The organism is Streptomyces sp. NBC_01283, from assembly GCF_041435335.1.
Taxonomy (GTDB): domain Bacteria; phylum Actinomycetota; class Actinomycetes; order Streptomycetales; family Streptomycetaceae; genus Streptomyces.
Map to the genome: position 1 here is coordinate 6694659 of NZ_CP108430.1, position 26539 is coordinate 6721197.

At 70.0% G+C, this 26539-nt stretch carries 23 protein-coding genes; 18 read left to right on the forward strand and 5 right to left on the reverse strand.

From position 1 onward, the window contains the following. The first annotated feature begins 3 nt into the window (after nt 1–3). The 12 genes from murF to OG302_RS30355 all read left to right on the forward strand — a co-directional run bounded on the left by murF (nt 4) and on the right by OG302_RS30355 (nt 12449). A complete protein-coding gene (gene murF / locus OG302_RS30300) occupies nt 4–1416 on the forward strand; it encodes a UDP-N-acetylmuramoyl-tripeptide--D-alanyl-D-alanine ligase (protein WP_371529669.1) in 1413 nt (470 codons plus the stop codon). Then, nucleotides 1413–2483, forward strand: coding sequence for a phospho-N-acetylmuramoyl-pentapeptide-transferase (gene mraY, locus OG302_RS30305; RefSeq protein WP_249590431.1), 1071 nt, complete (start codon nt 1413–1415; stop codon nt 2481–2483). Before murF ends, mraY begins: the two co-directional genes overlap by 4 nt. Continuing rightward, a complete protein-coding gene (gene murD, locus OG302_RS30310; RefSeq protein WP_371529670.1) occupies nt 2465–3898 on the forward strand; it encodes a UDP-N-acetylmuramoyl-L-alanine--D-glutamate ligase in 1434 nt (477 codons plus the stop codon). The genes mraY and murD overlap by 19 nt, the downstream gene beginning before the upstream one ends. Before the next feature lie 80 nt (nt 3899–3978). After that, nucleotides 3979–5301, forward strand: coding sequence for a putative lipid II flippase FtsW (gene ftsW, locus OG302_RS30315; RefSeq protein WP_371529671.1), 1323 nt, complete (start codon nt 3979–3981; stop codon nt 5299–5301). 6 nt (nt 5302–5307) lie between these two features. After that, a complete protein-coding gene (gene murG, locus OG302_RS30320) occupies nt 5308–6402 on the forward strand; it encodes an undecaprenyldiphospho-muramoylpentapeptide beta-N-acetylglucosaminyltransferase (protein ID WP_160504531.1) in 1095 nt (364 codons plus the stop codon). 32 nt (nt 6403–6434) lie between these two features. Next, nucleotides 6435–7232, forward strand: coding sequence for a cell division protein FtsQ/DivIB (locus OG302_RS30325; protein WP_371529672.1), 798 nt, complete (start codon nt 6435–6437; stop codon nt 7230–7232). 274 nt (nt 7233–7506) lie between these two features. After that, nucleotides 7507–8727: a cell division protein FtsZ gene (gene ftsZ / locus OG302_RS30330; protein WP_371529673.1), complete on the forward strand. Its 1221-nt coding sequence runs from the start codon at nt 7507–7509 to the stop codon at nt 8725–8727. 17 nt (nt 8728–8744) lie between these two features. Further along, nucleotides 8745–9455 carry a peptidoglycan editing factor PgeF gene (pgeF, locus tag OG302_RS30335; protein ID WP_371529674.1) on the forward strand — a complete coding sequence of 237 codons (711 nt, stop codon included), beginning with the start codon at nt 8745–8747 and terminating at the stop codon, nt 9453–9455. Between the two features lie 6 nt (nt 9456–9461). Further along, on the forward strand, nt 9462–10181 hold the full coding sequence (locus OG302_RS30340; protein ID WP_371529675.1) for a YggS family pyridoxal phosphate-dependent enzyme: 720 nt from the start codon (nt 9462–9464) through the stop codon (nt 10179–10181). Between the two features lie 124 nt (nt 10182–10305). Next, nucleotides 10306–10950: a cell division protein SepF gene (locus OG302_RS30345; protein WP_371529676.1), complete on the forward strand. Its 645-nt coding sequence runs from the start codon at nt 10306–10308 to the stop codon at nt 10948–10950. Nucleotides 10951–11020: 70 nt separating this feature from the next. Continuing rightward, entirely contained in the window at nt 11021–11305 is a 285-nt protein-coding gene (locus OG302_RS30350) for a YggT family protein (protein WP_249590439.1), read from the forward strand. A gap of 46 nt (nt 11306–11351) precedes the next feature. Then, entirely contained in the window at nt 11352–12449 is a 1098-nt protein-coding gene (locus OG302_RS30355; protein WP_371529677.1) for a DivIVA domain-containing protein, read from the forward strand. 205 nt (nt 12450–12654) lie between these two features. Here the strand turns inward: OG302_RS30355 and ileS are convergent, their stop codons facing one another. Beyond that, the gene (gene ileS, locus OG302_RS30360; protein ID WP_371529678.1) at nt 12655–15804 is read right to left on the reverse strand and encodes an isoleucine--tRNA ligase; all 3150 of its coding nucleotides are present in this window, start codon (nt 15802–15804) and stop codon (nt 12655–12657) included. Between the two features lie 363 nt (nt 15805–16167). Then, entirely contained in the window at nt 16168–16359 is a 192-nt protein-coding gene (locus OG302_RS30365) for a DUF1059 domain-containing protein (RefSeq protein WP_371529679.1), read from the reverse strand. 304 nt (nt 16360–16663) lie between these two features. Between OG302_RS30365 and OG302_RS30370 the strand changes: the two genes are divergently transcribed. The 5 genes from OG302_RS30370 to OG302_RS30390 all read left to right on the forward strand — a co-directional run bounded on the left by OG302_RS30370 (nt 16664) and on the right by OG302_RS30390 (nt 21353). Continuing rightward, nucleotides 16664–17518, forward strand: a complete 855-nt coding sequence (locus OG302_RS30370; protein ID WP_371529680.1) for a TraR/DksA family transcriptional regulator — start codon at nt 16664–16666, stop codon at nt 17516–17518. Nucleotides 17519–17596: 78 nt separating this feature from the next. Continuing rightward, the gene (gene lspA / locus OG302_RS30375) at nt 17597–18202 is read left to right on the forward strand and encodes a signal peptidase II (RefSeq protein ID WP_371529681.1); all 606 of its coding nucleotides are present in this window, start codon (nt 17597–17599) and stop codon (nt 18200–18202) included. A 60-nt stretch (nt 18203–18262) separates the two neighbouring features. Beyond that, nucleotides 18263–19204 (forward strand): RluA family pseudouridine synthase, encoded by a 942-nt coding sequence (locus tag OG302_RS30380; protein ID WP_249590444.1) that lies wholly within the window; start codon nt 18263–18265, stop codon nt 19202–19204. Next, entirely contained in the window at nt 19201–19671 is a 471-nt protein-coding gene (locus OG302_RS30385) for a GNAT family N-acetyltransferase (protein WP_371529682.1), read from the forward strand. Before OG302_RS30380 ends, OG302_RS30385 begins: the two co-directional genes overlap by 4 nt. A 92-nt stretch (nt 19672–19763) precedes the next feature. Beyond that, a complete protein-coding gene (locus OG302_RS30390; RefSeq protein WP_371529683.1) occupies nt 19764–21353 on the forward strand; it encodes a Na+/H+ antiporter in 1590 nt (529 codons plus the stop codon). 43 nt (nt 21354–21396) lie between these two features. On the opposite strand, the gene OG302_RS30395 is transcribed toward OG302_RS30390, so the two are convergent. Beyond that, a complete protein-coding gene (locus OG302_RS30395; RefSeq protein ID WP_371529684.1) occupies nt 21397–22485 on the reverse strand; it encodes a mechanosensitive ion channel family protein in 1089 nt (362 codons plus the stop codon). Nucleotides 22486–22515: 30 nt separating this feature from the next. Here OG302_RS30395 and OG302_RS30400 point away from each other — a divergent pair, with 30 nt between their 5' ends. Then, nucleotides 22516–23085, forward strand: a complete 570-nt coding sequence (locus tag OG302_RS30400; protein WP_371529685.1) for a dienelactone hydrolase family protein — start codon at nt 22516–22518, stop codon at nt 23083–23085. A 61-nt stretch (nt 23086–23146) separates the two neighbouring features. Here OG302_RS30400 and OG302_RS30405 read toward each other — a convergent pair whose 3' ends face one another. Together OG302_RS30405 and OG302_RS30410 are read right to left on the reverse strand one after the other, a co-directional pair. Further along, nucleotides 23147–24748 carry a protein kinase gene (locus tag OG302_RS30405; protein WP_371529686.1) on the reverse strand — a complete coding sequence of 534 codons (1602 nt, stop codon included), beginning with the start codon at nt 24746–24748 and terminating at the stop codon, nt 23147–23149. Between the two features lie 45 nt (nt 24749–24793). Next, on the reverse strand, nt 24794–26473 hold the full coding sequence (locus OG302_RS30410; protein WP_371529687.1) for an alkaline phosphatase: 1680 nt from the start codon (nt 26471–26473) through the stop codon (nt 24794–24796). Nucleotides 26474–26539 lie beyond the last annotated feature (66 nt).

Here is a 26539-nt window from a genome sequence, read left to right on the forward strand (position 1 = left end):
TCTGTGATCGCCCTCTCCCTCGCCGAGATCGCCACTGTCGTCGGCGGGCAGACGTACGACATACCGGATCCGTCCGTCCAGGTCACCGGACCGGTCGTCAGGGACTCCCGTGAAGTGGAGCCCGGCAGCCTCTTCGTCGCCTTCGCGGGCGAGCGCGCCGACGGCCACGACTACGCGTCAGCGGTGGTCGAAGCGGGCGCTGCCGCCGTCCTGGCCTCGCGCCCCGTAGGCGTACCCGCCATCGTCGTCGACGACGTGCAGGCGGCGCTCGGCGCCCTCGCGCGGCACGTCGTGGAGCGGCTCGGCGCGACGCTCGTGGCGCTCACCGGCTCCGTCGGCAAGACCAGCTCCAAGGACCTGCTCGCCCAGGTCCTGCGGAGCAAGGCGCCCACGGTCTTCACGCCGGGCTCGCTCAACAACGAGATCGGCCTGCCGCTCACCGCCCTCAGCGCCACCGACGAGACGCAGTTCCTCGTCCTGGAGATGGGCGCCCGCGGCATCGGCCACATCCGCTACCTCACCGGCCTCACCCCGCCGAAGATCGGTCTCGTGCTCAACGTCGGCACCGCCCACATCGGCGAGTTCGGCGGACGCGAGCAGATCGCAGTGGCGAAGGGTGAACTCGTCGAGAGCCTCCCCGCCGACGGCACCGCCGTCCTCAACGCCGACGACCCGCTCGTCCGCGCCATGGCTTCGCGCACGAAGGCGCGCGTGCTCCTCTTCGGGGAGTCCGCCGACGCCGACGTGCGTGCCGAGAATGTCCGGCTCACGGAGATCGGACAGCCTGCCTTTACGCTGCACACACCCTCCGGGTGCGGCGACGTGACCTTGCGGCTGTACGGTGAGCACCACGTGTCGAACGCGCTTGCCGCGGCCGCCGTCGCCCATGAGCTGGGCATGTCCGCAGACGAGATCGCCCGCGCGCTCTCCGAGGCGGGCACGCTGTCCCGCTGGCGGATGGAGGTCACCGAGCGCCCGGACGGCGTGACGGTCGTCAACGACGCCTACAACGCGAACCCCGAGTCCATGCGAGCCGCCCTGCGCGCGCTCGCGGCCATGGCCAAGGGACGTCGTACGTGGGCGGTGCTCGGTCACATGGCCGAGCTCGGTGACGAGGGGCTCGCCGAACACGACGCGGTCGGACGGCTCGCTGTCCGGCTGAACGTGAGCAAGCTCGTGGCAGTCGGGGGCAGGGAAGCGTCCTGGCTCCAACTGGGCGCATACAACGAGGGTTCGTGGGGTGAGGAGTCGGTGCACGTGTCCGACGCACAGGCGGCGATCGACCTGCTGCGCAGCGAGCTGCGCCCGGGAGACGTCGTGCTGGTGAAGGCTTCCAGATCGGTCGGTCTCGAGCGGGTCGCCACGGCGCTGCTCGATGACGCCGCGTCGTCCGAGGGGCAGGTCGCCGGCCGATGAGGCAGATCCTCTTCGCGGGTGTGATCGGGCTCTTCCTGACCCTGGTCGGAACCCCGCTCCTTATCAAGTTCCTGGCCCGCAAGGGCTATGGGCAGTTCATCCGGGACGACGGCCCGCGCGAGCACCACAGCAAGCGCGGTACGCCGACCATGGGTGGCATCGCCTTCATCCTCGCGACGCTCATCGCGTACTTCCTCACGAAGATCATCACGGGCACGGAGACCACGCTCTCCGGGCTTCTCGTGCTCTTCCTGATGGCGGGCATGGGCCTCGTCGGGTTCCTCGACGACTACATCAAGATCGTCAAGCAGCGCTCGCTCGGTCTGCGCGCCAAGGCGAAGATGGCGGGACAGCTGATCGTCGGCATCGGCTTCGCCGTGCTCGCGCTGAACTGGCCGGACAGCCGCAACCAGACCCCGGCCTCCACCAAGCTGTCGTTCGTCACGGACTTCGGCTGGTCGATCGGCCCGGTGCTGTTCGTGGTCTGGGCGCTGTTCATGATCCTCGCGATGTCGAACGGCGTGAACCTCACCGACGGCCTCGACGGTCTCGCCACCGGCGCCTCCGTGATGGTCTTCGGCGCGTACACCTTCATCGGTGTCTGGCAGTACCAGGAATCCTGCGCCAACGCCGTCACGCTGACCAACCCACAGGCATGTTTCGAGGTCAGAGACCCACTCGACCTGGCCGTGGTGGCCTCCGCGCTGATGGGTGCCTGCTTCGGCTTCCTGTGGTGGAACACCTCGCCCGCCAAGATCTTCATGGGTGACACCGGCTCGCTCGCCCTCGGCGGCGCGCTCGCGGGTCTCGCGATCTGCTCCCGCACGGAGCTGCTCATCGCGCTCCTCGGCGGCCTCTTCGTCCTGATCACCATGTCCGTCGTGATCCAGGTCGGCTCCTTCAAGATGACCGGCAAGCGGGTCTTCAAGATGGCGCCACTGCAGCACCACTTCGAACTCAAGGGGTGGTCCGAAGTCCTTGTGGTGGTCCGCTTCTGGATCATCCAGGGCATGTGCGTGATCGTCGGACTCGGCCTCTTCTACGCAGGATGGGCAGCCAAGAAGTGACCAGCTGGCAGGGGAAGAACGTCACCGTCGCCGGGCTCGGCGTCTCCGGAATCCCGGCGGCCCGCGTGCTGCACGGCCTGGGCGCCGTCGTCACGGTCGTCAACGACGGCGACGACGAGCGCTCCCGTACGCAGGCCGAGGAGCTGACGGCGGAGGGCATCACCGTCCGCCTCGGCGACGGGGCCACCCTGCCCGAAGGCACCGAGCTCGTCGTCACCACGCCCGGCTGGCAGCCGGACAAGCCGCTCTTCGCGGCGGCAGCGGCTGCCGGCGTCGAGGTGTGGGGCGACGTCGAGCTCGCCTGGCGCCTGCGCGGTCGGGACGGCAGAAAAGCAGCGCCGTGGCTCGCGGTCACCGGCACGAACGGCAAGACCACGACCGTGCGCATGCTGGCCTCGATCCTGGAGGCGGCCGGTCTGCGCACCGCCGCCGTCGGCAACATCGGGGTCTCGCTCCTCGACGTCGTCACCGGAGACGAGCCGTACGACGTGCTCGCCGTCGAGCTCTCCAGCTACCAGCTGCACTGGGCGCCCTCGCTGCGCGCCCACTCCGCGGCCGTCCTGAACCTCGCGCCGGACCACCTGGACTGGCACGGCTCCATGGAGGCGTACGCAGCCGACAAGGGCCGCGTGTACGAGGGCAATCAGATCGCCTGCGTCTACAACCTCGCCGACAAGGCGACCGAGGACCTCGTCCGCGAGGCCGACGTCGAAGAGGGCTGCCGCGCCATCGGTTTCACGCTGAATGCGCCCGCGCCCTCGCAACTGGGCGTCGTGGACGGCATTCTGGTCGACCGTGCGTTCGTGCCGGACCGTCAGAAGCAGGCGCAGGAGCTCGCCGAGATCTCCGACGTGCAGCCGCCCGCGCCGCACAACATCGCCAACGCCCTGGCCGCGGCGGCTCTCGCGCGCGCCTACGGCGTGCCCGCGACGGCCGTACGCGACGGCCTGCGCGCCTTCCGTCCCGACGCCCACCGCATCGAACACGTCGCCGACGTGGCCGAAGTGGCGTACGTGGACGACTCCAAGGCCACCAACACCCACGCCGCGGAAGCCTCGTTGGCCGCGTACGAGTCGATCGTCTGGATCGCGGGCGGGCTCGCCAAGGGCGCCACCTTCGACGAGCTGGTCAGCAAGTCGGCGAAGCGGCTCCGGGGTGTCGTCCTGATCGGCGCCGACCGCGCGCTGATCCGCGAAGCCCTGGCGCGACACGCGCCCGAGGTCCCGGTCGTCGACCTCGACCGGACCGACACTGGGGCGATGTCCGAGGCGGTACGACAGGCGGCACGGCTCGCCGAGCCGGGGGACACCGTACTGATGGCTCCGGCCTGTGCGTCGATGGACATGTTCACCAACTACAACAAGCGTGGTGACGCGTTCGCGGACGCGGTCCGCGAACTCGGCGCGAGCGCCTGACGCGGGCCCCAGCGGTCCGGGGCGCCCGGCACCCTTAGGAGGGCACGTGGCAGCGTCGTGGCGGCTGGGCGGGGGTCCTGATGGCCGGCAGTAGCGGGCGCGCGCCCACACGCCTTGCCAGGCGGCCCGCGCCGGTCCGTTCCCCGCGGGCACCGCGCCCGCCGAGCGAGAACGCGGTGCGGCGGTTCTACACCCGGCTCAAGCGGGCCTGGGACCGGCCGCTGACCGCGTACTACCTCATCTTCGGCAGCAGCCTGCTGATCACCGTACTCGGCCTGGTGATGGTCTACTCGGCGTCGATGATCCAGGCGCTGCAGCTCGACCTGCCCGCCGCGTACTTCTTCCGCAAGCAGTTCGTCGCGGCCGTACTGGGCTCGATCCTGCTGCTCGTGGCCATGCGGATGCCCGTCAAGCTGCACCGGGCGCTGGCCTACCCCATCCTCGCGGTGACCGTCTTCCTGATGGTGCTCGTGCAGGTCCCCGGGATAGGGCGCAGCGTCAACGGAAACCAGAACTGGATCTACCTGGGCGGCCCGTTCCAGCTCCAGCCCAGTGAGTTCGCCAAGCTCGCCCTCGTGCTGTGGGGCGCGGACCTGCTCGCCCGTAAACAGGACAAGCGCCTCCTGACCCAGTGGAAACACATGCTGGTGCCGCTCGTCCCGGTCGCCTTCATGCTGCTCGGCCTGATCATGCTGGGCGGCGACATGGGCACGGCGATCATCCTCACGGCGATCCTTTTCGGCCTGCTCTGGCTCGCGGGGGCGCCCACGCGGCTCTTCGCGGGGGTGCTCTCGATCGCGGCCCTGCTCGGCGTGATCCTCATCAAGACCAGCCCCAACCGCATGGCGAGGCTCGCCTGCATCGGCGCCACGGATCCCGGCCCCGGCGACCAGTGCTGGCAGGCCGTGCACGGGATCTATGCCCTGGCCTCCGGCGGATTCTTCGGTTCCGGCCTTGGCGCGAGTGTGGAAAAATGGGGTCAACTGCCGGAACCGCACACCGACTTCATCTTCGCCATCACGGGGGAGGAACTCGGTCTTGCGGGGACGCTGTCGGTGCTCGCCCTGTTCGCGGCTCTAGGCTATGCGGGTATCCGCGTGGCCGGACGCACGGAGGACCCCTTCGTACGGTATGCCGCGGGAGGCGTGACCACCTGGATCACGGCGCAGGCCGTGATCAACGTCGGTGCGGTGCTCGGTCTGCTGCCGATCGCCGGTGTCCCGCTCCCGCTGTTCTCCTACGGGGGTTCGGCCCTGCTGCCGACCATGTTCGCCATCGGACTCCTCATCGCCTTCGCGCGGGAGGACCCGGCGGCAAAGGCGGCCCTGGCCATGCGGCAACCTCGGGTGAGATGGAACACGATGAGACGGCGCGTCAAGGCGCGTTCGTCCGGAGAGCGGTGAATTTCGGTGCATGTCGTACTCGCCGGTGGGGGGACCGCCGGCCACATCGAGCCCGCGCTCGCCCTCGCGGACGCCCTGCGGAGGCAGGACCCGACCGTGGGCATCACGGCCCTGGGCACGGAGCGTGGACTCGAGACCCGGCTCGTGCCCGAGCGGGGCTACGAACTCGCGCTGATCCCGGCCGTTCCGCTGCCGCGCAAGCCCACCCCTGAGCTGATCACCGTCCCGGGACGGCTGCGCGGCACGATCAAGGCGGCCGAGCAGATCCTGGAGCGGACGAAGGCGGACTGCGTGGTCGGCTTCGGCGGCTACGTCGCGCTGCCGGGGTACCTCGCGGCCAAGCGGACCGGGACGCCGATCGTCGTGCACGAGGCCAACGCGCGTCCCGGCCTCGCCAACAAGATCGGTTCGCGGTACGCGCACGGGGTGGCCGTCGCCACGCCCGACAGCAAGCTGCGCAACTCCCGCTACATCGGCATCCCGCTGCGCCACACCATCGCCACGCTCGACCGGGCCCGGGTCCGCCCGGAGGCGCGCGCCGCCTTCGGCCTCGACCCGAACCTGCCGACGCTGCTCGTCTCCGGCGGCTCGCAGGGCGCCCGGCGGCTCAACGAGGTCGTCCAGCAGGTCGCTCCGGTCCTGCAGCGCGCCGGGATCCAGATCCTGCACGCGGTCGGCCCGAAGAACGAAATGCCGTACGTCGAGAACATGCCCGGTATGCCGCCCTACATCCCGGTACCGTACGTGGACCGGATGGACCTCGCGTACGCCGCGGCGGACATGATGCTCTGCCGTGCGGGCGCGATGACCGTCGCCGAACTCTCCGCCGTCGGGCTGCCGGCCGCCTACGTACCGCTGCCCATCGGCAACGGCGAACAGCGGCTGAACGCCCAGCCGGTGGTCAAGGCGGGCGGTGGACTCCTCGTGGACGACGCGGAACTGACGCCCGAGTGGGTGCAGGGCAACGTGCTCCCGGTGCTCGCCGATCCGCACCGGCTGTACGAGATGTCCCGCGCCGCATCGGAGTTCGGCCGCAGGGATGCCGACGACCTCCTCGTCGGCATGGTGTACGAGGCGATCGCGTCACGCCGCAACGGGTGAGGCGGCACTAGAGACGCAGAAGGCAGGGGACCGTGGCCGGACCGACCACCGCCGAACGGCAGAAGTCTGCTTCTGGTGGGTCCCGCCCTCCCCGCCTTCCACGGTCCCGCGTACGCATGCCGCGGCCGCGCACCCTGATCCTCTCGCTGATCGCGCTCGTGCTGCTCGGCGCGGGAGGAGTCTGGCTGTTCTACGGCTCGCAGTGGCTGCGCGTGGAGCGTGTGACGACGTCCGGGACACGGATCCTGACGCCCGGTGAGGTGCGCGAGGCGGCCGCGGCCCCCGTCGGGGCCCCACTGATTTCGGTCGACACCGAAGCCCTTGAGGAACGGCTGCGGAAGAAACTTCCGCGTATCGACTCGGTCGACGTCGTCCGTTCCTGGCCGCACGGAATCAGTCTGAAAGTGACCGAACGCAAGCCGGTTCTGCTTATCGAAAAGGGCGGAAAGTTCGTCGAAGTGGACGCCAAGGGCGTGCGATTCGCCACGGTCGGACATGCGCCGAAGGGCGTTCCGCTGCTCGAATTGAGGCCGGACCGGGAGAACGCGGAGGCGAGTCTGCGCCGTTTCGACTCGCACCGCTTGCGGCGTGAAGCGGTGGCGGTCGCGGGCGCACTGCCGACGCCGGTGGCCCGCGATACACGGGCCGTCAAGGTCCGTTCGTACGACTCGATCTCGCTGGAGTTGAGCCGCGGACGCACCGTGGAGTGGGGCAGCAGCGAGAAGGGCCGGACGAAGGCAAGCACACTCACCGCCCTGATGAAAGCCGCCCCCGAGGCACGTCACTTCGATGTGAGTGTCCCCACCGCCCCTGCTTCATCGGCGAGTTGACGCATATCGTCGCAGGCCAGCACCCTGGTTCGGCAGCGCTACGGCTGATCACATAGGGTGAAAAGAAAAACGGGAGGTTCGGCGTGTTCGTTGAACGTGCGCCACTTGTCGACTTAGTGTCCTGTTCGGAGAGTCCAAGGAACAGACACACTGGTAACCCTAAACTTCAGCGTTAGGGTTCGGGTCGGCGTTCGGACCGTCCCATTCGGCATCAGTCGTCGCGGCGCTTGACCGCGAGGCGGCGACACGTAACTCGAGGCGAGAGGCCTTCGACGTGGCAGCACCGCAGAACTACCTCGCAGTCATCAAAGTCATCGGTGTCGGCGGCGGTGGTGTCAATGCCATCAACCGGATGATCGAGGTCGGTCTCAAGGGCGTCGAGTTCATCGCCATCAACACCGACGCGCAAGCCCTGTTGATGAGCGACGCCGACGTCAAGCTCGACGTCGGCCGTGAACTCACCCGTGGCCTCGGCGCCGGCGCCAACCCGGCAGTCGGCCGTAAGGCGGCAGAGGACCACCGCGAGGAGATCGAGGAGGTCCTCAAGGGGGCCGACATGGTCTTCGTCACCGCCGGCGAAGGCGGTGGCACCGGCACCGGCGGCGCACCTGTCGTCGCCAACATCGCTCGCTCCCTGGGCGCCCTGACCATCGGCGTCGTGACCCGGCCGTTCACCTTCGAGGGCCGTCGTCGCGCCAACCAGGCCGAGGACGGGATCGCGGAGCTGCGCGAAGAGGTCGACACCCTCATCGTCATCCCCAACGACCGGCTCCTGTCCATCTCGGACCGCCAGGTCAGCGTTCTGGACGCCTTCAAGTCGGCGGACCAGGTCCTGCTCTCCGGTGTCCAGGGCATCACCGACCTCATCACGACCCCGGGTCTGATCAACCTCGACTTCGCCGACGTCAAGTCGGTCATGTCCGAGGCCGGTTCGGCCCTCATGGGAATCGGTTCGGCGCGCGGCGACGACCGCGCGGTGGCCGCCGCCGAGATGGCGATCTCCTCGCCCCTCCTGGAGGCGTCCATCGACGGAGCGCGGGGAGTCCTGCTCTCCATCTCCGGCGGCTCCGACCTCGGCCTCTTCGAGATCAACGAAGCGGCCCAGCTGGTCAGCGAGGCGGCCCACCCCGAGGCGAACATCATCTTCGGCGCCGTCATCGACGACGCCCTGGGCGACGAGGTCCGGGTCACCGTCATCGCGGCGGGCTTCGACGGCGGACAGCCGCCGTCCAAGCGGGACACCGTCCTCGGTTCGGCGTCCAAGCAGCGTGACGAGCAGCCGCCCGCCACGAGCCGTCCGGCCGAGTCCCGTTCGCCCTACGGCGGCCTCGGCAGCGTCACGTCGCACGAGGAGCCGTCGGCTCCGGAGCCCGCCGAGGTGACTCCGGTCAACGAGGCCCCCTCCGCGCCCGTGTCCCCGCCGCAGGTCCCCCCGGCCCGTCCGTACTCGGACAGCCAGGCCGAAGAGCTGGACGTGCCGGACTTCCTGAAGTGATAAGCGAGCACAGCACCGTGAGCGGCGCGCACTTCGCCTTCACCGACAGGTGGGGCGGGGTGAGCGCCGTTCCGTACGAAGAGCTCAATCTCGGCGGCGCGGTCGGCGACGACCCCCAGGCCGTGCGGACGAACCGTGCGCTGGCCGCCACCTCGCTCGGCATCGACCCGGCGCGGGTCGTCTGGATGAACCAGGTGCACGGCCCCGACGTCGTCGTGGTCGACGGGCCCTGGGGTTCCGATGCCGAGATCCCGGCGGTCGACGCCGTGGCGACCGCCCGCCGGGGCCTGGCCCTGGCGGTCCTCACCGCGGACTGCACGCCCGTCCTGCTCGCCGACCCGGTCGCCAAGGTCGCGGCGGCGGCCCACGCGGGGCGGCCGGGCATGCTGGCGGGGGTCGTCCCCGCCGCGGTCGAGGCCATGATGAAACTGGGCGCCGACCCGGCCCGCATCATCGCCCGCACGGGCCCCGCCGTCTGCGGCCGCTGCTACGAAGTGCCGCAGGAGATGCGCGCCGACGCCGCGGCGATCGAGCCGGCGGCGTACGCCGAGACGAGTTGGGGCACTCCGGCGGTCGACGTGACCGCGGGGGTGCACGCCCAGCTGGAGCGGTTCGGGGTGCGCGACCGGGAGCAGTCGCCGGTGTGCACCCTGGAATCCGGTGACCACTTCTCGTACCGCCGCGACCGGACCACCGGTCGTCTCGCGGGCTATGTCTGGCTGGACTGATAGGGCATGACGGACCGTAAGTCTCAACTCGCCGCAAATCTGGCGGAGGTCGAAGAGCGCATCGCCGCGGCGTGCGCGGCGGCCGGGCGCAAGCGGGAGGAGGTGACCCTGATCGTGGTCACCAAGACCTATCCCGCGAGCGACGTGCGGATCCTCTCGGAGCTGGGCGTGCGCCATGTCGCCGAGAACCGCGACCAGGACGCGGCCCCCAAGGCCGCCGACTGCTCGGATCTTCCCCTTTCCTGGCACTTTGTCGGTCAATTGCAGACCAACAAGGTCCGTTCCGTGGTCGGTTATGCCGATGTGGTGCAGTCCGTGGACCGTCCCAAGCTCGTCACGGCCCTGTCGGCCGGTGCCGTGCGCGCGGAGCGGGAACTCGGCTGTCTGATCCAGGTCGCGCTCGACGCGGAGGAGAACGGGCGGGGCGAGCGCGGGGGCGTGGGCCCCGGCGGAATCGAAGAGTTGGCCGGGCTGGTGGCGCAGGCCCCGGGGCTGCGTCTTGACGGTCTGATGACCGTGGCGCCGCTCACCGGTCCGTACGCGGGACGGCAACAGGCGGCGTTCGAGCGGCTGATGGAATTCTCAACCCTCATGCGCGCGACTCATCCGGCTGCGAACATGGTGTCGGCAGGGATGAGTGCGGACCTCGAACAGGCCGTGGCGGCCGGAGCGACACATGTGCGCGTCGGTACGGCGGTACTCGGAGTCCGACCCGGGCTCGGGTAACGTCGCCAAGAAGTCGGACCACAGCAGAAAATATGGTCATTCTCGCTGTTGGGCGGGGAGACCTCGTGGATCGCGGGCAGTTGGTGACGACAGCCGATCCACCACAGAGCGGAGGACTCAGAGCATGGCCGGCGCGATGCGCAAGATGGCGGTCTACCTCGGCCTCGTGGAGGACGATGGGTACGACGGTCCGGGGTTCGACCCCGATGACGAGTTCGAACCCGAGCCGGAGCCCGAGCGGGACCGCAGGCGGCATGAACCGCCCCACCAGTCGCACCAGTCCCGTCAGGCCCACGCGTCAGATCGGGACGAATCGGTACGAGTGGTACAGCCCCCCGCACAGCGTGAGCCGGTCGCCCATTCCGCTTCGCTAGGCGCGGAATCCGGACGTCCGGCGCGAATCGCCCCCGTGGCATCCATCACACCTGAACGTCAGAGCCTGGAGAAGAACGCACCGGTGATCATGCCCAAGGTCGTGTCCGAGCGGGAGCCCTACCGCATCACCACGCTGCACCCGCGGACGTACAACGAGGCCCGTACCATCGGGGAACACTTCCGCGAAGGCACTCCGGTGATCATGAATCTGACCGAGATGGACGACACCGATGCGAAGCGACTTGTCGACTTTGCCGCCGGTCTGGTGTTCGGCCTCCATGGCAGCATTGAGCGAGTGACGCAGAAGGTGTTCCTGTTGTCGCCTGCTAACGTCGATGTAACGGCGGAGGACAAGGCTCGCATCGCAGAGGGCGGGTTCTTCAACCAGAGCTGAGACGTAAGTGATGCAGTAACGCAGAACCGGCGAACGCAGTACGAGTAACAGGGGAGAGGGAACCGCGGACATGAGCGTGGTCTTGCAGGTGCTTTACATCGCGCTGATGTGCTTCCTCATCGTGCTGATCTTCCGGTTGGTCATGGACTACGTCTTCCAGTTCGCCCGCTCATGGCAACCCGGCAAGGCGATGGTGGTCGTTCTGGAGGCCACCTACACTGTCACTGATCCACCGCTCAAGCTTCTGCGGCGGTTCATTCCGCCGCTGCGTCTCGGGGGCGTGGCGCTCGACCTGTCCTTCTTCGTACTGATGATCATCGTCTACATCCTGATCACCGTCGTGAGCGGCTTGTGAACGATACGGTCTTGCCGAATGCCGACGACTACGTTGAGGTGAAGAGATGCCGTTGACCCCCGAGGACGTGCGGAACAAGCAGTTCACGACCGTCCGCCTCCGAGAAGGCTATGACGAGGACGAGGTCGATGCCTTCCTCGACGAGGTCGAAGCCGAACTGACTCGCTTGCTCCGCGAGAACGAAGACCTGCGCGCCAAACTGGCCGCAGCGACCCGCGCCGCTGCGCAGAACCAGCAGCAGGGCGGGATGCGAAAGCCTCCGGAACCCCAGGACCAACGTGGTCCAGGAGCCCCGGTGCCCGCCGCAATATCGGGCCCGCAGCCGGTGCCGCCGCAGCAGCAGCACCCGCAGCAGCACCAGCAGATGGGCGGCCCGCCGCAGCTTCCCGGTGGTGCGCCGCAGCTCCCCGCAGGCCCCAGTGGGCACGGCCCGCAGGGCGGTCCGCAGGGTCCCGGCCCCATGGGTCAGGGTCCGATGGGCGGCCCCATGGGTGGTCCGATGGGCGGCCACGGTCCGCAGATGCCGCAGCCCGGTCAGGGCCCCGGCGGCGACAGCGCCGCGCGTGTGCTCTCCCTGGCGCAGCAGACCGCTGACCAGGCGATCGCGGAGGCCCGTTCCGAGGCCAACAAGATCGTCGGCGAGGCGCGTTCGCGTGCCGAGGGCCTCGAGCGTGACGCCCGTGCCAAGGCCGACGCCCTGGAGCGGGACGCGCAGGAGAAGCACCGCGTCGCGATGGGCTCCCTGGAGTCCGCCCGCGCCACGCTGGAGCGCAAGGTCGAGGACCTGCGCGGCTTCGAGCGCGAGTACCGCACGCGTCTGAAGTCCTACCTGGAGTCGCAGCTCCGTCAGCTGGAGACCCAGGCCGACGACTCGCTGGCCCCGCCGCGGACCCCGGCGACGGCTTCCCTTCCGCCGTCCCCGGCGCCTTCCATGGCACCGGCCGGCGCGGGCGCCCCGTCGTACGGCGGCAACCAGTCGATGGGCGGCAACCAGCCCGCAGCCGGTCCGTCCTACGGCGGCCAGCAGCAGATGTCGCCGGCGATGACCCAGCCGATGGCGCCGGTGCGGCCGCAGGCCCCGCAGCCCATGCAGCAGGCCCCGTCGCCGATGCGTGGCTTCCTCATCGACGAGGACGACAACTGACGGCCGTTTCCACGCCTTAGGCGTCGGCAGCGTTCAGGGCGAGGCCCCCAGTTCTTCTGGGGGCCTCGCCCTTTTGCGTGCCCATGGCCCGGCAGGTGCGGACCGGCAGGTGCAGAAACGTTCATCTGTGCGTGCGGACGCAACGCCGAAGGCCCGGTCCCGCCAAGATCTTTGGCGGGACCGGGCCTTCGCTGCTTCCTGGTGGCTACGCCTTGCGGAGACGGAACGTGAGCGACAGTGACTCGTCCGTGAATGTCTCGCCGTACGCGCCGTCCGCCTCGCCCTGGCTGAAGTCCGTGGCGAGCACCTCGTCCGCGATGAGCTCGGCGTGGTCGGACAGGGCCGTGATCACCGCCGGGTCCGTGGAGGTCCAGCGCAGGGCGATACGGTCCGCGACGTCCAGGCCGCTGTTCTTGCGGGCCTCCTGGATCAGGCGGATCGCGTCACGGGCGAGGCCGGCCCGGCGCAGCTCCTCGGTGATCTCCAGGTCGAGGGCGACCGTGGCGCCGGAGTCGGACGCCACCGACCAGCCCTCGCGCGGGGTCTCTGTGATGATGACCTCATCCGGGGCCAGCGTCACCGTCTCGCCGTCCACCTCGACCGATGCCGTGCCCTCGCGCAGGGCCAGGGACAGCGCGGCCGCGTCGGCGTCGGCGACGGCCTTGGCGACCGCCTGGACGCCCTTGCCGAAGCGCTTGCCCAGGGCACGGAAGTTCGCCTTCGCGGTGGTGTCGACCAGTGACCCGCCGACCTCGGAGAGCGACGCAAGGGAGGAGACGTTGAGCTCCTCGGTGATCTGGGCGTGCAGCTCCGGGTTGAGTGACTCGAAGCCCGTGGCGGCGATCAGGGCGCGGGACAGCGGCTGGCGGGTCTTGACCCCCGACTCCGCGCGCGTGGCGCGGCCCAGCTCGACGAGACGGCGTACGAGCACCATCTGCTTCGAGAGGTCCGGGTCGATCGCCGACAGGTCGGCCTCGGGCCAGGACGTCAGGTGGACCGACTCCGGGGCGCCCGGGGTGACCGGCACCACCAGGTCCTGCCAGACGCGCTCGGCGATGAACGGCGTCAGCGGTGCCAGGAGGCGCGTGACGGTCTCCAGGACCTCGTGCAGGGTGCGCAGGGCCGCCTTGTCGCCCTGCCAGAAGCGGCGCCGGGAACGGCGTACGTACCAGTTGGAGAGGTTGTCGACGAACGTGGACAGGAGCTTGCCCGCGCGCTGGGTGTCGTAGCTCTCCAGGGCCTGGGTGACCTGGTCGGTGAGCGCGTGCAGCTCACTGAGCAGCCAGCGGTCCAGGAGCGGACGCTCCGCGGGCGCCGGGTCGGCGTCGCTGGGGGCCCACTTCGACGTACGGGCGTACAGGGCCTGGAAGGCGACCGTGTTCCAGTACGTGAGGAGCGTCTTGCGGACGACCTCCTGGATGGTGCCGTGGCCCACGCGACGGGCCGCCCAGGGGGAGCCGCCGGCCGCCATGAACCAGCGCACGGCGTCCGCGCCGTGCCGGTCCATCAGCGGGATCGGGTCCAGGGTGTTGCCCAGGTGCTTGGACATCTTGCGGCCGTCCTCGGCGAGGATGTGGCCGAGGCAGACCACGTTCTCGTACGACGACTTGTCGAAGACGAGCGTGCCCACCGCCATCAGCGTGTAGAACCAGCCGCGCGTCTGGTCGATGGCCTCCGAGATGAACTGCGCCGGGTACCGGCTCTCGAAGAGCTCCTTGTTCTTGTACGGGTATCCCCACTGCGCGAACGGCATCGAGCCGGAGTCGTACCAGGCGTCGATGACCTCGGGGACGCGCGTCGCGGTCTCCTGGCAGGTCGGGCAGGGGAACGTCACTGCGTCGATGTACGGGCGGTGCGGGTCGAGCTCCGACTGGTCGGTGCCCGTCAGGTCGGAGAGCTCGGCGCGCGAACCGACGCACGTCAAGTGGCCTTCCTCGCAGCGCCAGATGGGCAGCGGGGTGCCCCAGTAGCGGTTGCGGGACAGCGCCCAGTCGACGTTGTTGGTCAGCCAGTCGCCGAAGCGGCCGTGCTTGACCGAGTCGGGGAACCAGTTGGTCTTCTCGTTCTCCTGGAGGAGGCGGTCCTTGATGGCCGTCGTGCGGATGTACCAGGACGGCTGCGCGTAGTAGAGGAGCGCCGTGTGGCAGCGCCAGCAGTGCGGATAGCTGTGCTCGTACGGGATGTGCTTGAAGAGCAGACCGCGGTCCTGGAGGTCCTCGGTGAGCTTTTCGTCGGCCTTCTTGAAGAAGACACCGCCCACGAGCGGGACGTCCTCCTCGAAGGTGCCGTCGGGGCGCACCGGGTTCACGACCGGCAGGCCGTACGCGCGGCAGACCTTGAGGTCGTCCGCACCGAAGGCGGGGGACTGGTGGACCAGACCCGTGCCGTCCTCGGTGGTCACGTAGTCGGCGTTGACCACGAAGTGGGCCGGAGCCGGGAACTCCACGAGCTCGAAGGGGCGCTGGTAGTTCCAGCGCTCCATCTCGGCGCCCGTGAACGTCTGGCCGGTGACCTCCCAGCCCTCACCGAGCGCCTTCTCCAGAAGCGGCTCGGCGACGACGAGCTTCTCGGGATTTTCTGAGCCGTTCGTCGCCACGACGTACGTGACGTCGGGGTGCGCGGCGACCGCCGTGTTGGACACCAGAGTCCAGGGGGTCGTCGTCCACACCAGGAGCGCCGCCTCGCCCGCGAGGGGGCCGGAGGTCAGCGGGAAGCGGACGAAGACGGACGGGTCGACGACCGTCTCGTACCCCTGCGCCAGTTCATGGTCGGAGAGGCCGGTGCCGCAGCGCGGACACCAGGGGGCGACGCGGTGGTCCTGGACCAGGAGGTCCTTGTTGAAGATCTCCTTCAGGGACCACCAGACGGAGTCGACGTACTCGGGGTTCATGGTCCGGTACGCGTCGTCGAGGTCGACCCAGTACCCCATGCGGGTCGTGAGGTCGGCGAAGGCGTCGGTGTGCCGGGTCACGGACTCACGGCACTTGGCGTTGAACTCGGCGATGCCGTACGCCTCGATGTCCTTCTTGCCGGTGAACCCGAGCTCCTTCTCGACCGCGAGCTCGACCGGGAGACCATGGCAGTCCCAGCCGGCCTTACGGGCGACGTGGTAGCCCCGCATGGTGCGGAAGCGCGGGAAGACGTCCTTGAAGACGCGGGCCTCGATGTGGTGGGCGCCCGGCATGCCGTTGGCGGTGGGCGGGCCTTCGTAGAACACCCACTCGGGGCGGCCCTCGGACTGCTCCAGGCTCTTGGCGAAGATCTTCTGCTCGCGCCAGAAGTCGAGCACGGCGTGCTCAAGGGCGGGCAGGTCGACCTGGGCGGGCACCTGGCGGTACTGCGGCTGCGTGTTCAACGCGCTTCCTCCGGCGGACGATTCCGTTCCGTCGGAGGGACGAGAGCCGCTTGTCGCGCTCCCGCGGTACCACCCTCCTTGGCCTTCCGGATGCGCGGGTGGCGCACGGGAAAGCCCCCTCATTGGGGTCGCGATGCCAGGTCTACTGATCCGCGCCGGGCCCGGGGGCCCGCTGCGGGGGTTCTTCCGGCGGCTCCGGGGTGATCTTCACGTCGCGCCTGCCCCCGGGCTCACACCGTCCCCGGGTCGCTCATGGCCGCGTACGCCGCTACTCGTCCCCATCCACGCTTCTCGCTGCGCCCAGTGTACGGGCCCGGGGCGGACGGGGCCGACCGGTTATCCGGGGGGTGGGGGCGAGGTCGGTCAGGCGTGCTGGGGGACCTCGTCCCTGAGGGATTCACGGACCATCTTCCGCAGCTCGGGGCTGTCGGTGTGGCCGTGTACGGACACGGCGTGCTCGCTGGCGGCGCGGACCACTTCCTCCTCCTCGCCGGAGATGGCGAGGGTGCAGTTGGTCTCGCTCGGGAATTCTCGGCAGTCGGCAGTTCTTCGCATGGCGCACCTTCTTGGTCGTGTCCTATTTTATGCCCCGATTCCCGCCGTCGGGCGGTTGTGCGTCCGAGGCCCGCCGGACGCCGCCACTGACCCGAATGGCGACATGGCCGCCGTCCGGATCCTGGGCCGGTGCACGGGGCGGATTACCCGGCGGGGAGTTGGGCACAACGCATGCATGCTCGCCGCACGGCACCCGTGGGGCGGGCGAATCTGGCGGCGTGCCCCGTTGCCGCGGGCTCTGAGTCGATTTATCGTCCCAGCACGATTCGCGTGCAAGATCACAAAATGTGAAGGGGCCGCGGCCATGGTGGCGAAGAAGACCGCCGTACATCATTCGGCGTCGGGCAGATCCACGGGCGAGGCCACGAAGAAGACCGCCGCCAAGAAGACAGCCGCGAAGAAGGCGGTGGTGAAGAAGGCGGCGGCCAAGAAGGCCGTCGCCAAGAAGACGGTCGCCAAGGTCGCCGACATCGGCAAGAAGGCAGCGGCCGGGGCGGGCGAGGGCGCGGCCGGGGAGGCCGCCGCGGCAAAGACGGCGGCTGCGGCGAAGAAGGCCCCCGCGGCCAAGAAGACAGCTGCCAAGAAGAGCGCCGCCAAGAAGAGCACGGCCAAGAAGACGGCTGCGACAGCGGCCGAGGGTGCGGCTCAGGCCGCGGAGACGACAGGAGCCACGACAGTGGTTACGAAGAAGACTCCGGGCACGGCGACGGCAGCGAAGAAGCCGACGGCGGTGCCCAAGGCGCGTGCCGCCGCGGCGGAGCCCGGAGAGCTGGCTGTCCGGCCCGGCGAGGACCCCTGGACGCCCGAGGAGGCCGGGGAGGCCCGCGCGGAGCTCCAGAGCGAGGCGCTGCGGCTCGGCAGCGAGATCGCCGCCTCCGAGGACGCCCTGGCGGGCCTGATGCGTGACTCCGGGGACGGCGCGGGCGACGACGACGCGGACACCGGCACGAAGAACATCACGCGGGAACATGAGATGTCGCTGGCCGCCAACGCGCGCGAAATGCTCGAACAGACCGAGCGCGCCCTGGAACGGCTGGACGCCGGGACGTACGGCGTCTGCGAGAACTGCGGCAATCCCATCGGCAAGGCGCGGATGCAGGCCTTCCCGCGCGCGACCCTGTGCATGGACTGCAAGCAGAAGCAGGAACGGCGCTACTGAACCCGGCCTGACCACCTGGTGCCGTACGTGTGTGCCGTACCCTCGTCCCCAGTCAGGTACCTAGGTTGAGGGACTCACGTGGCAGAGGCGGAGCGCATCATCGGTACGCCGGATATCCCTGAGGCCGACGGGGCCGAGCCGGAGCAGTCCGCCTCGGGCTCCGCCGAGCCCGCGGATCAGGACGAGCAGCGGCCCAAGGGCAAGCGCAAGCTCCTGGCCCTGTTCGCGGTGGCCGTGCTGGCGTACGCCATGGACCTCATCAGCAAGATGATCGTCGTCGCGAAGCTCGAACATCACGAGCCGATCGAGGTCATCGGGGACCTGCTCCAGTTCAACGCCATCCGGAACGCGGGCGCGGCCTTCGGGATGGGCGAGGCGTTCACCGTGATCTTCACCTTCATCGCCGCCGCGGTGATCGTGGTGATCGCACGCCTGGCCCGCAAGCTGTACAGCCTGCCGTGGGCGATCGCGCTCGGCATGCTGCTCGGCGGCGCCCTGGGCAACCTCACCGACCGGATCTTCCGTGCCCCCGGTGTGTTCGAGGGAGCGGTGGTCGACTTCATCGCGCCGAAGGGCTTCGCGGTGTTCAACCTCGCGGACTCGGCGATCGTGTGCGGCGGCTTCCTGATCGTGATCCTGTCCTTCCGCGGCCTGGACCCGGACGGCACCGTCCACAAGGACTGACGGGCCCCCGGCAGGGGCTCGCGGTGCGGGAGTGCCGGTGCGCTCCTGCATACTCAATGGGTGAGCACGATTCCCGAGATCCGTACCCTGCCCGTGCCGGACGGCCTGGAGGGCGAGCGCGTCGACGCCGCCATCTCCCGCATGTTCGGTTTTTCCCGCACGAAGGCCGCCGAGCTGGCGGCGGCAGGCAAGGTGATGGTCGACGGCAGCGTGGTCGGCAAGTCCGAGCGTGTGCACGGTGGCGCCTGGCTGGAGGTGGAGATGCCGCAGGCGCCCGCTCCGGTGCAGATCGTCGCCGAGCCCGTCGAGGGCATGGAGATCATCCATGACGACGACGACATCCTCGTGATCGTCAAGCCGGTCGGCGTGGCCGCGCATCCCAGCCCCGGCTGGACCGGCACCACGGTCATCGGCGGCCTCGCCGCCGCCGGGTACCGCATCTCTACCTCCGGTGCCGCCGAGCGCCAGGGCATCGTGCACCGCCTCGACGTGGGCACCTCCGGGCTGATGGCGGTCGCCAAGTCGGAGCGCGCGTACACCTCCCTGAAGCGGCAGTTCAAGGAGCGCACGGTCGACAAGCGCTACAACGCGCTCGTGCAGGGCCACCCCGACCCCATGAGCGGCACGATCGACGCCCCCATCGGGCGCCACCCGAACCACGACTACAAGTGGGCGGTCACGGCCGAGGGCAAGCCCTCCGTCACGCACTACGACCTCATCGAGGCGTTCCGGGCGGCCTCGCTGCTCGACATCAAGCTGGAGACGGGGCGCACGCATCAGATCCGCGTGCACATGGCGGCCCACCGCCACCCGTGCGTGGGCGACCTGACGTACGGCGCGGACCCGACGCTCGCCAAGCGGCTCGGCCTCACGCGCCAGTGGTTGCACGCGGTGCGGCTCGGCTTCGAGCACCCCGGGGACGGGCAGTGGGTGGAGTTCGAGAGCACCTACCCCGACGACCTCCAGCAGGCGCTCGACCGGGTCCGGGCAGAGAGCTCGTGAGCACCGGGGTCACCTGCCGGGTCGCGGCCGGGACCGACGACCTGGAGGCCTGCTTCGCGGTCCGCAAGGAAGTCTTCGTCGTGGAGCAGCAGGTCCCCGAGGACCTTGAGTACGACCAGTACGACGCCGACGCGGTGCACGTCATCGCGGTCCGCGACGACGGTCTTCCGCTGGGCACGGGCCGGCTGCTGACCGGCGCGGCGGCCGCGGCCAAGAACGGCGGCGACGCAGAGGTGGGCGCGCTCGGCCGCCTCGCGGTGACGCGGGCGGCACGCGGACTCGGTGTGGGTGCGGCCCTGGTGCGGGCGATCGAGGACACGGCACGCGCGCGTGGCCTCACCGCCGTCGACCTGCACGCGCAGACACACGCGCTGGGGTTCTACGAACGGCTGGGGTACGAGGTGTACGGCCCCGAGTTCCCGGACGCCGGGATCCCGCACCGGGCGATGCGCAAGGCCCTCGCCTAGCGGGGTTCACGGGCAAGGCGTGGCAGGGTTGAGGTCTTGATCGTCTGAATCCCGATCCCCCTCGACCGCCTCGAACCGCCGGAGGGCGCCCCGTGGACCAACTGGCGTTGCTGCTCATTCTGCTGCTCGGTGCCGTGGTGACGGTGCCGCTGGGGGAGCGGCTCGGGCTGCCCGCGCCCGTCCTGATGACGTTGGCCGGGATCGTTCTCGCCTTCGTGAGCTGGGTCCCCAACGTCGAGGTCCCGCCGGACTACATCCTTCCGCTGGTGCTTCCGCCGTTGCTGTACGCGGCCGTCCAGCGCACTTCCTGGCGGCAGTTCGCGGCCAACAGACGCCCCATCTTCCTGCTCGCCGTGGCCCTCGTCTTCGTGACGACCGCCGCGGTCGCCGCGATCGCGGGCTCGGTCGTCCCCGGTCTTCCGATCGCCGCCGCCGTGGCGCTCGGGGCGCTCGTCGCACCACCCGACCCGGTCGCCGCGACCGCCGTGGCGGGGTCGCTCGGGCTGCCGCGGCGGCTCGTGTCGATCCTGGAGGGTGAGGGCCTCTTCAACGACGTCACGGCGATCGTGCTCTACCACGTGGCGATCGCGGCGGCGGTCAGCGGAACGTTCTCCTGGCCGTCGGCGGTGCGGCAGCTGGTGCTCTCCGCGGTGGTCGCCGTCGCCGTGGGGTTCGCGCTCGGCTGGCTCACCAACAAGCTCATGGGGCTGCTCGGCGAGGCCACCCTGCAGACCGGCCTGACGCTGCTCGTGCCCTTCGTGAGCTATGTGCTGGCGGAGGAGCTGCTCGGCTCGGGCGTGCTCGCCGTACTGACCACCGCGCTCTACCTCGCGGAGCACGCGGCCGACGCGGACGACGTGCTGGGCCGGATCACCGGGCAGACGTTCTGGCAGATCGTCGACACCCTGGTCACCGGCGTCGCGTTCGGGCTCATCGGGCTCGAACTGCACAACGTCTTCGGCACGGCCAGCGGCCGTGAGATGCAGATGCTCGGCTGGGGCGCGGCGGTCGTCGCGGTCGTCGTCGGCGTACGGCTGCTGTGGCTGCTGCCCGCGACCTGGCTGGCCAAGCGGCTGCACAAGCTGCGGGACTACGACGAGGACATCCCGACGACCTGGCGCGAGACCGTCGTCATGTGGTGGTCCGGGATGCGCGGCGTGGCATCGGTCGCCCTGGCCCTCGCCATCCCGCTCAAGACGGAGAACGGCGACCCCTTCCCGGCCCGCGACGAGATCATCTTCATCGCCTTCTGCGTGATCATGGCCACGCTCGTCGTCCAGGGGCTGACCCTGCCCTGGCTCGTGAAGAAGCTCGGGGTGCGTGCGGACACCGACGCCGAGCGGGTCGCCGAGCGCGACCTCGCCATCCGGGCGGCCAAGGCGGCCAAGCGCCGCCTCAAGGAGATCGAGGAGGTCGAGGAGTTGCCGGAGGACCTCTCGGAGCGGCTGCTGCGCGGGGCCTTCGACATCGGGGTCAGGATCAGCCCCGACATCGTCGACGACGAGCGGCGCGAGCGGTACACGAAGCGTGCCGACCGCCTCAAGGCGGTCCAGCGCATCCAGCGCGACATGATGTCGGCCGCCCGCCACGAGATCCTCGCCGCACGCAGCGAACCCGGCGCCGATCCGGAGATCGTCGACCGGGTCCTGCACCAGCTCGACGTGCGCAGCCTGCGCTCTTGAGGGCTTTTGAGGGCTCCTGAGGGTTCCTCAGGGCTCCTGAGGTTCAGCCCCGGCCCGTGCGGGGCACGATCGGCGGCGGCGGGTGCGGATGGTCCTCCGGCGGCAGTTCGGCCCAGGCCGTGTTGACCCGCGGCAGCGCGTACGCGTGGTGCTCGCTCAGCCAGCGGACCAGGTGCTCGCGCACCGTGACCCGCACCGTCCAGATGTCGTCCGCGTCCTTGGCGGTGACCAGGGCGCGGATCTGGATCGTGTTCGGCGTCGTGTCCGTGACCGCCAGGCCCCAGTCCCTGCCGTCCCAGGCGGCGCACTCGCGCAGGATGTCCTGGAGCTTCTCGCGCATCTCGCTGACGGGCGCGGTGTGGTCCAGCTGGAAGAAGACGGTGCCGGTCATCTGGGAGCCGCCGCGCGACCAGTTCTCGAAGGGCTTCGACACGAAGTAGGACACCGGCATCGTGATCCGGCGCTCGTCCCAGGTGCGCACGGCCAGGAAGGTCAGCGTGATCTCGTCGACCGTGCCCCACTCGCCGTCCACGACGACCGTGTCGCCGATCCGCACCATGTCGCCGAAGGCGATCTGCAGCCCCGCGAAGATGTTCGACAGCGTGGACTGGGCGGCGACGCCCGCGACGATGCCCAGGACGCCCGCCGACGCGAGCAGGGACGTCCCGGCCGCCTGCATGGCGGGGAAGGTCAGCAGCATCGCCCCTGCGGCCACCACGCCGACGACCGCGCTGACCACCCGCTGGATGAGCGTGACCTGTGTACGCACCCTGCGGATCCGGGCGGGATCGCGGTGGGCGTTGGCATAACGGGCGTAGGTGGACTCCACGATCGCGGTCGCGATGCGGACGAGGAGCCAGGCGACCGACCCGATGAGCACCAGGGTCAGTGTCTGGCCGATGCCCGCCGAATGGTCCTCGGCGATCTTGGCCTGTTCGAAGAAGCCGCGCAACAAGGTGGCGCACATCACGAGTTGGAGCGGCAGCCTGCAGCGGCGGAGCAGGCCCCACAGTGGGTTGTCGGGGTGACGGTCGTCGGCCCGGCGCAGCAGCACATCGGCCAGCCATCCCACGGCCAGCGTGAGCACGACCGAGCCGCCGACCACGATCAACGGACGCAGTACGTTCTCCATGCCCCCGAGGGTAAGTGGCACGATGGCCCCATGAACATCATGCTTTTCCACTCGACGTACGGGCTCGTGCCCGCAGTGCACGCGGCGGCCGACCGGTTGCGCGCCGAGGGGCACGAGGTGTGGACGCCCGACCTGTTCGAAGGGCGCACCTTCGGCTCCGTCGAGGAAGGCATGGCCTTCAAGGACGAGCTCGGCAAGGACGAGCTCCTGAAGCGGGCGATCCTGGCCGCCGCGCCCTACTCCGAGCGGGGTCTCGTCTACGCCGGGTTCTCGTTCGGCGCCGCCACCGCGCAGACCCTCGCCCTCGGCGACGACAAGGCGCGCGGCCTTCTGCTCCTGCACGGGACGTCCGACATCGCGGAGAACACGACGGTGGACGAGCTGCCGGTGCAGCTGCACGTCGCCGAGCCGGATCCGTTCGAGACGGACGACTGGCTGAGCGCGTGGTACCTCCAGATGGGCCGTGCCGGAGCCGACGTCGAGGTCTACCGCTACGCGGGCGCGGGCCACATCTACACCGACCCCGACCTCGACGACTACGACGCCGAGGCGGCGGAGGCGACGTGGCGGACGGCGATCGGTTTCCTGGAGACCCTCTAGCAACCTCTGGCAGTCGGCTTTTGGAGGCTCTCTGGCGTCCTCCGGCCGCGAGCGCCGTGGCTCAGGTGCGCGTGCAGCGTCCCACCGGGGCGCTCGCGGGCGGCTTGCACAGCAGGCCGAGGTCGGAGTCGCTGGAGCTGAGATACCGCCCGGCGCACTCCTTGTCGGTGGTCCTGCCGTGCTCCTCGCAGAACCGCAGGGCGGCCCGGCCGTCCGTGAAGGGGCCGGGAGAGTAGATCACCCAGTAGCCCGGCCGCAGTGAGGCGTAGTCGTCGCTGCGCAGGTACTGCGCCTCCGGCACGTCCTCGCGTACGGCGGCGAGCCGGCGGTCGCGGGCTGCCGTGCCGGAGCCGACGGGTTCGGAGAAGAGCTGGGCGATCCAGCCTCCCGAGGCGGGCGGGACGCCGGGGGCGGACGCACGCGGCGAGGTCGGGCTCTTGCTCCCGTCCGGGCCCTCGGACGTCTTCGTGGGCCCCGGAGAGGCCTTGGACGAAGCTCCCGCGGAGGCCGTTCCGCCGCCCTTGCCCTCAGCCCCGTCGTTCCCGGACCCGCCGCGCAGGGCGACCACCAGTGCGGCACCGGCCACCAGGGCGAGCGCCACGGCAACCGCCGCGACGATGACGGGCGTTCGTCCACGGGGGGCGGCGGGCGGCGGCCCCACGGCGACCACCGGCCGGTCCGAAATCCCCGGCCGGTCCGAAATCCCCGGCCGGTCCGAAATCCCCGGCCGGTCCGAAATCCCCGGCCGGTCCGAAATCCCCGGCCTGTCCGAAATCCCCGGCCTGTCCGGGACCCCCGGCCGGTCGGAGATCTCCGTCGGTTGCCGGGCGATGCCGTTCGCCACCGCGGCGAGCATCGCGTCGAGGCGCTCGGCGTCCGGGCGCAGCGCCGGGTCCCGCACCAGGAGGGCGGTCAGGACCGGAGTGAGTGCCCCCGAGCGCACCGGCGGCGGCACCGCGTCGTCGAGCACGGCGGCGAGTGTGGCGAGGGTCGTCGCGCGGCGCAGCGGGCTGACGCCCTCCACGGCGACGTAGAGGACCACGCCGAGCGACCAGAGGTCGGCCGCCGGGCCCTGGTCCGTGCCGCGGATGCGTTCGGGCGCGATGTACTCCGGCGAGCCGATCAGGTCGCCGGTGGCGGTGAGCTGCGTGGAGCCCAGGAGCGAGGCGATGCCGAAGTCGGTGAGGACCACGGAGAGGCCCGTGCCGTGGGCCTCCTCCCGCAGCAGGATGTTCGCGGGCTTCACGTCCCGGTGCAGGATGCCCGCCGCGTGGGCGACGCGCAGCGCCGAGAGGAGCTGGCGGCCGATGCGCGCCGCCTCGTGCGGCGGCAACGTGCCCTGCTCCAGGAGGTCCTGGAGCGTGCGCCCCGGCAGCAGCTCCATCACCAGCCAGGGATGCGGGCCGACGTCCACGATGTGATGGATCGTCACCACATGCGGGTGGTTGAGCCGGGCCAGCGCCCTGGCCTCGCGCAGCACCCGCTCCCGCAGGACACGCGACTGCTCGTCCGTCAGCTCGTGCCCCGCGGGACGCACCTCCTTCACGGCCACCTCTCGGTGCAGCACGGTGTCGCGCGCCCGCCACACCGTGCCCATGCCTCCGCTGCCGAGCCGCTCGATGAGCTCGAAACGGCTGTCCACCACGTCCCCCGGGTCACTCATGCCGTCAGAGTAGAGGGCGGCGCCGGCAGTGGCGCGGGTGACCTGTCAGCGCACCGGCGAGGACGCCCGCTCGACCCGCTGGGTGCCGCTGAGGGTGCGGTACGAACGGGCCCACGTGGAGGTCGCCTTCGGGTCCTTGCGGTCGGACAGGACGTAGTAGTCCATCTGCGAGCGCTCGGCGGTGACGTCGAGGACGCCGTAGCCGTGCGAGTCCATGTCCAGCCACTTCACGTGGCGGTTGGCGGCCTTCACCGCGCCCACCGCGACCAGCGAGAGGGTGTGCGGGGCGACGTGCAGCATGTCGTCCACGTTGTCGGAGGTCACGGACGTGACCACGAACTCCGTGGCCGCCGAGGGCGATCCGGGGTACGTGGCGGCCCTGGCCGGTACGTCGTTCGCCCACGCCATGTGGATGTCCCCGGTGAGGAAGACCGTGTTGCGGATGGCCTTGTCGACCAGGTGGGAGATGAGCTCCTTGCGGTCGTCGGTGTAGCCGTCCCACTGGTCGGCGTTGATGGCGAGGCCTTCCTTGGGCAGGCCGAGCAGCTCCGCGATGGGTTCGAGGAGATGGGCCGGCACGGAACCGAAGGCGACCGGGGAGATCATCACCGAGGTGCCGACCAGCTTCCAGGAGGCGTCGGACGAGGCGAGGCCCGCCTTCAGCCAGTCGAGCTGGGCGCGGCCCGTGATCGTACGGTCCGGGTCGTCCACGTCACCGCTGCCGAATCCCGCCTGCTCGGAGCGGAAGGAGCGCAGGTCGAGCAGGTGCAGATCGGCCAGCTTGCCGAAGCGGATACGGCGGTAGACGGTGCCTTCAGTAGAAGGGCGTACGGGCATCCACTCGAAGTACGCCTGCTTGGCTGCCGCCATGCGCTGCGCCCAGCCGCCCTCGGTCTCCGGGGAGTGGTTCACGGCGCCGCCCGACCAGGTGTTGTCGGCGAACTCGTGGTCGTCCCAGATCGCGATCAGGGGGTGCGTGGCGTGCATCGCCTGCGCGTCCGGGTCGGTCTTGTGGACGCCGTGCCGGGTGCGGTAGTCGGCGAGGCTGACGATCTCGTGCCGCGGCTCGTGCTGACGCACGCCGTACTTGGCGGCCGGGTATTCGCCGCTCTTGTACTCGTAGATGTAGTCGCCGATGTGGAGCACCGCGTCGAGCTCGGTGCGGGCCGCGAGGTGGCGGTACGCGGAGAAGTAGCCGGCCTCCCAGTTGGCGCAGGACACCACGCCGAACCGGACGCCGGGGGCGGCCGCTTCGTGTGCGGGGGTGGTGCGGGTGCGGCCCACGGGGGAGTGCACCGGGCTGCCGTCGCTCCCGGAGCCGCCCGCGGAGAAGCGGAAGTAATAGGTGGTGGCAGGGCTCAAGCCCCTTACGTCGGCCTTGACCGTGTGGTCGGCCGCGGCCCGCGCGGTCGTGCTGCCGTGGCCGACGACCTGGGTGAAGCCCTTGTCCTTGGCTATCTCCCAGCTCACGGTGGTGTCCGGGCCCTTGCCGGAGCCCGGCGTGGCGTCCGGTACCGGCGTCACGCGGGTCCACAGCAGGACGCCGTCGGGCAGCGGGTCGCCCGAGGCGACGCCGTGGTGGAACGCGGGGCCTTCGGCGGCGTGGGCGAGGGGAGCCGCGGCGAGCGGCGCGAGGGCCGCGGTGGCGGCGGCGGCCTTGACGACCGTACGGCGGCGCGGGGCCGTGGAGTTGAGCGATCTCTGGGCGCTGATTCGACTGGTCACGGGCGATTACCTTACTGATCAGTAATCGCCAAGAGCGGGCGAACCGTGAAACGTTCGCCCGCTCTT

Bases quoted from the DNA above. Each gene is read 5' to 3' on its own strand.
- mraY (WP_249590431.1), top strand. From the start codon at position 1,413: ATGAGGCAGATCCTCTTCGCGGGTGTGATCGGGCTCTTCCTGACCCTG.
- murD (WP_371529670.1), top strand. From the start codon at position 2,465: ATGGGCAGCCAAGAAGTGACCAGCTGGCAGGGGAAGAACGTCACCGTC.
- ftsW (WP_371529671.1), top strand. From the start codon at position 3,979: ATGGCCGGCAGTAGCGGGCGCGCGCCCACACGCCTTGCCAGGCGGCCC.
- OG302_RS30340 (WP_371529675.1), top strand. From the start codon at position 9,462: ATGACGGACCGTAAGTCTCAACTCGCCGCAAATCTGGCGGAGGTCGAA.
- OG302_RS30345 (WP_371529676.1), top strand. From the start codon at position 10,306: ATGGCCGGCGCGATGCGCAAGATGGCGGTCTACCTCGGCCTCGTGGAG.
- OG302_RS30350 (WP_249590439.1), top strand. From the start codon at position 11,021: ATGAGCGTGGTCTTGCAGGTGCTTTACATCGCGCTGATGTGCTTCCTC.
- OG302_RS30355 (WP_371529677.1), top strand. From the start codon at position 11,352: ATGCCGTTGACCCCCGAGGACGTGCGGAACAAGCAGTTCACGACCGTC.
- OG302_RS30365 (WP_371529679.1), bottom strand. From the start codon at position 16,359: ATGCGAAGAACTGCCGACTGCCGAGAATTCCCGAGCGAGACCAACTGC.
- OG302_RS30370 (WP_371529680.1), top strand. From the start codon at position 16,664: ATGGTGGCGAAGAAGACCGCCGTACATCATTCGGCGTCGGGCAGATCC.
- OG302_RS30395 (WP_371529684.1), bottom strand. From the start codon at position 22,485: ATGGAGAACGTACTGCGTCCGTTGATCGTGGTCGGCGGCTCGGTCGTG.
- OG302_RS30400 (WP_371529685.1), top strand. From the start codon at position 22,516: ATGAACATCATGCTTTTCCACTCGACGTACGGGCTCGTGCCCGCAGTG.
- OG302_RS30405 (WP_371529686.1), bottom strand. From the start codon at position 24,748: ATGAGTGACCCGGGGGACGTGGTGGACAGCCGTTTCGAGCTCATCGAG.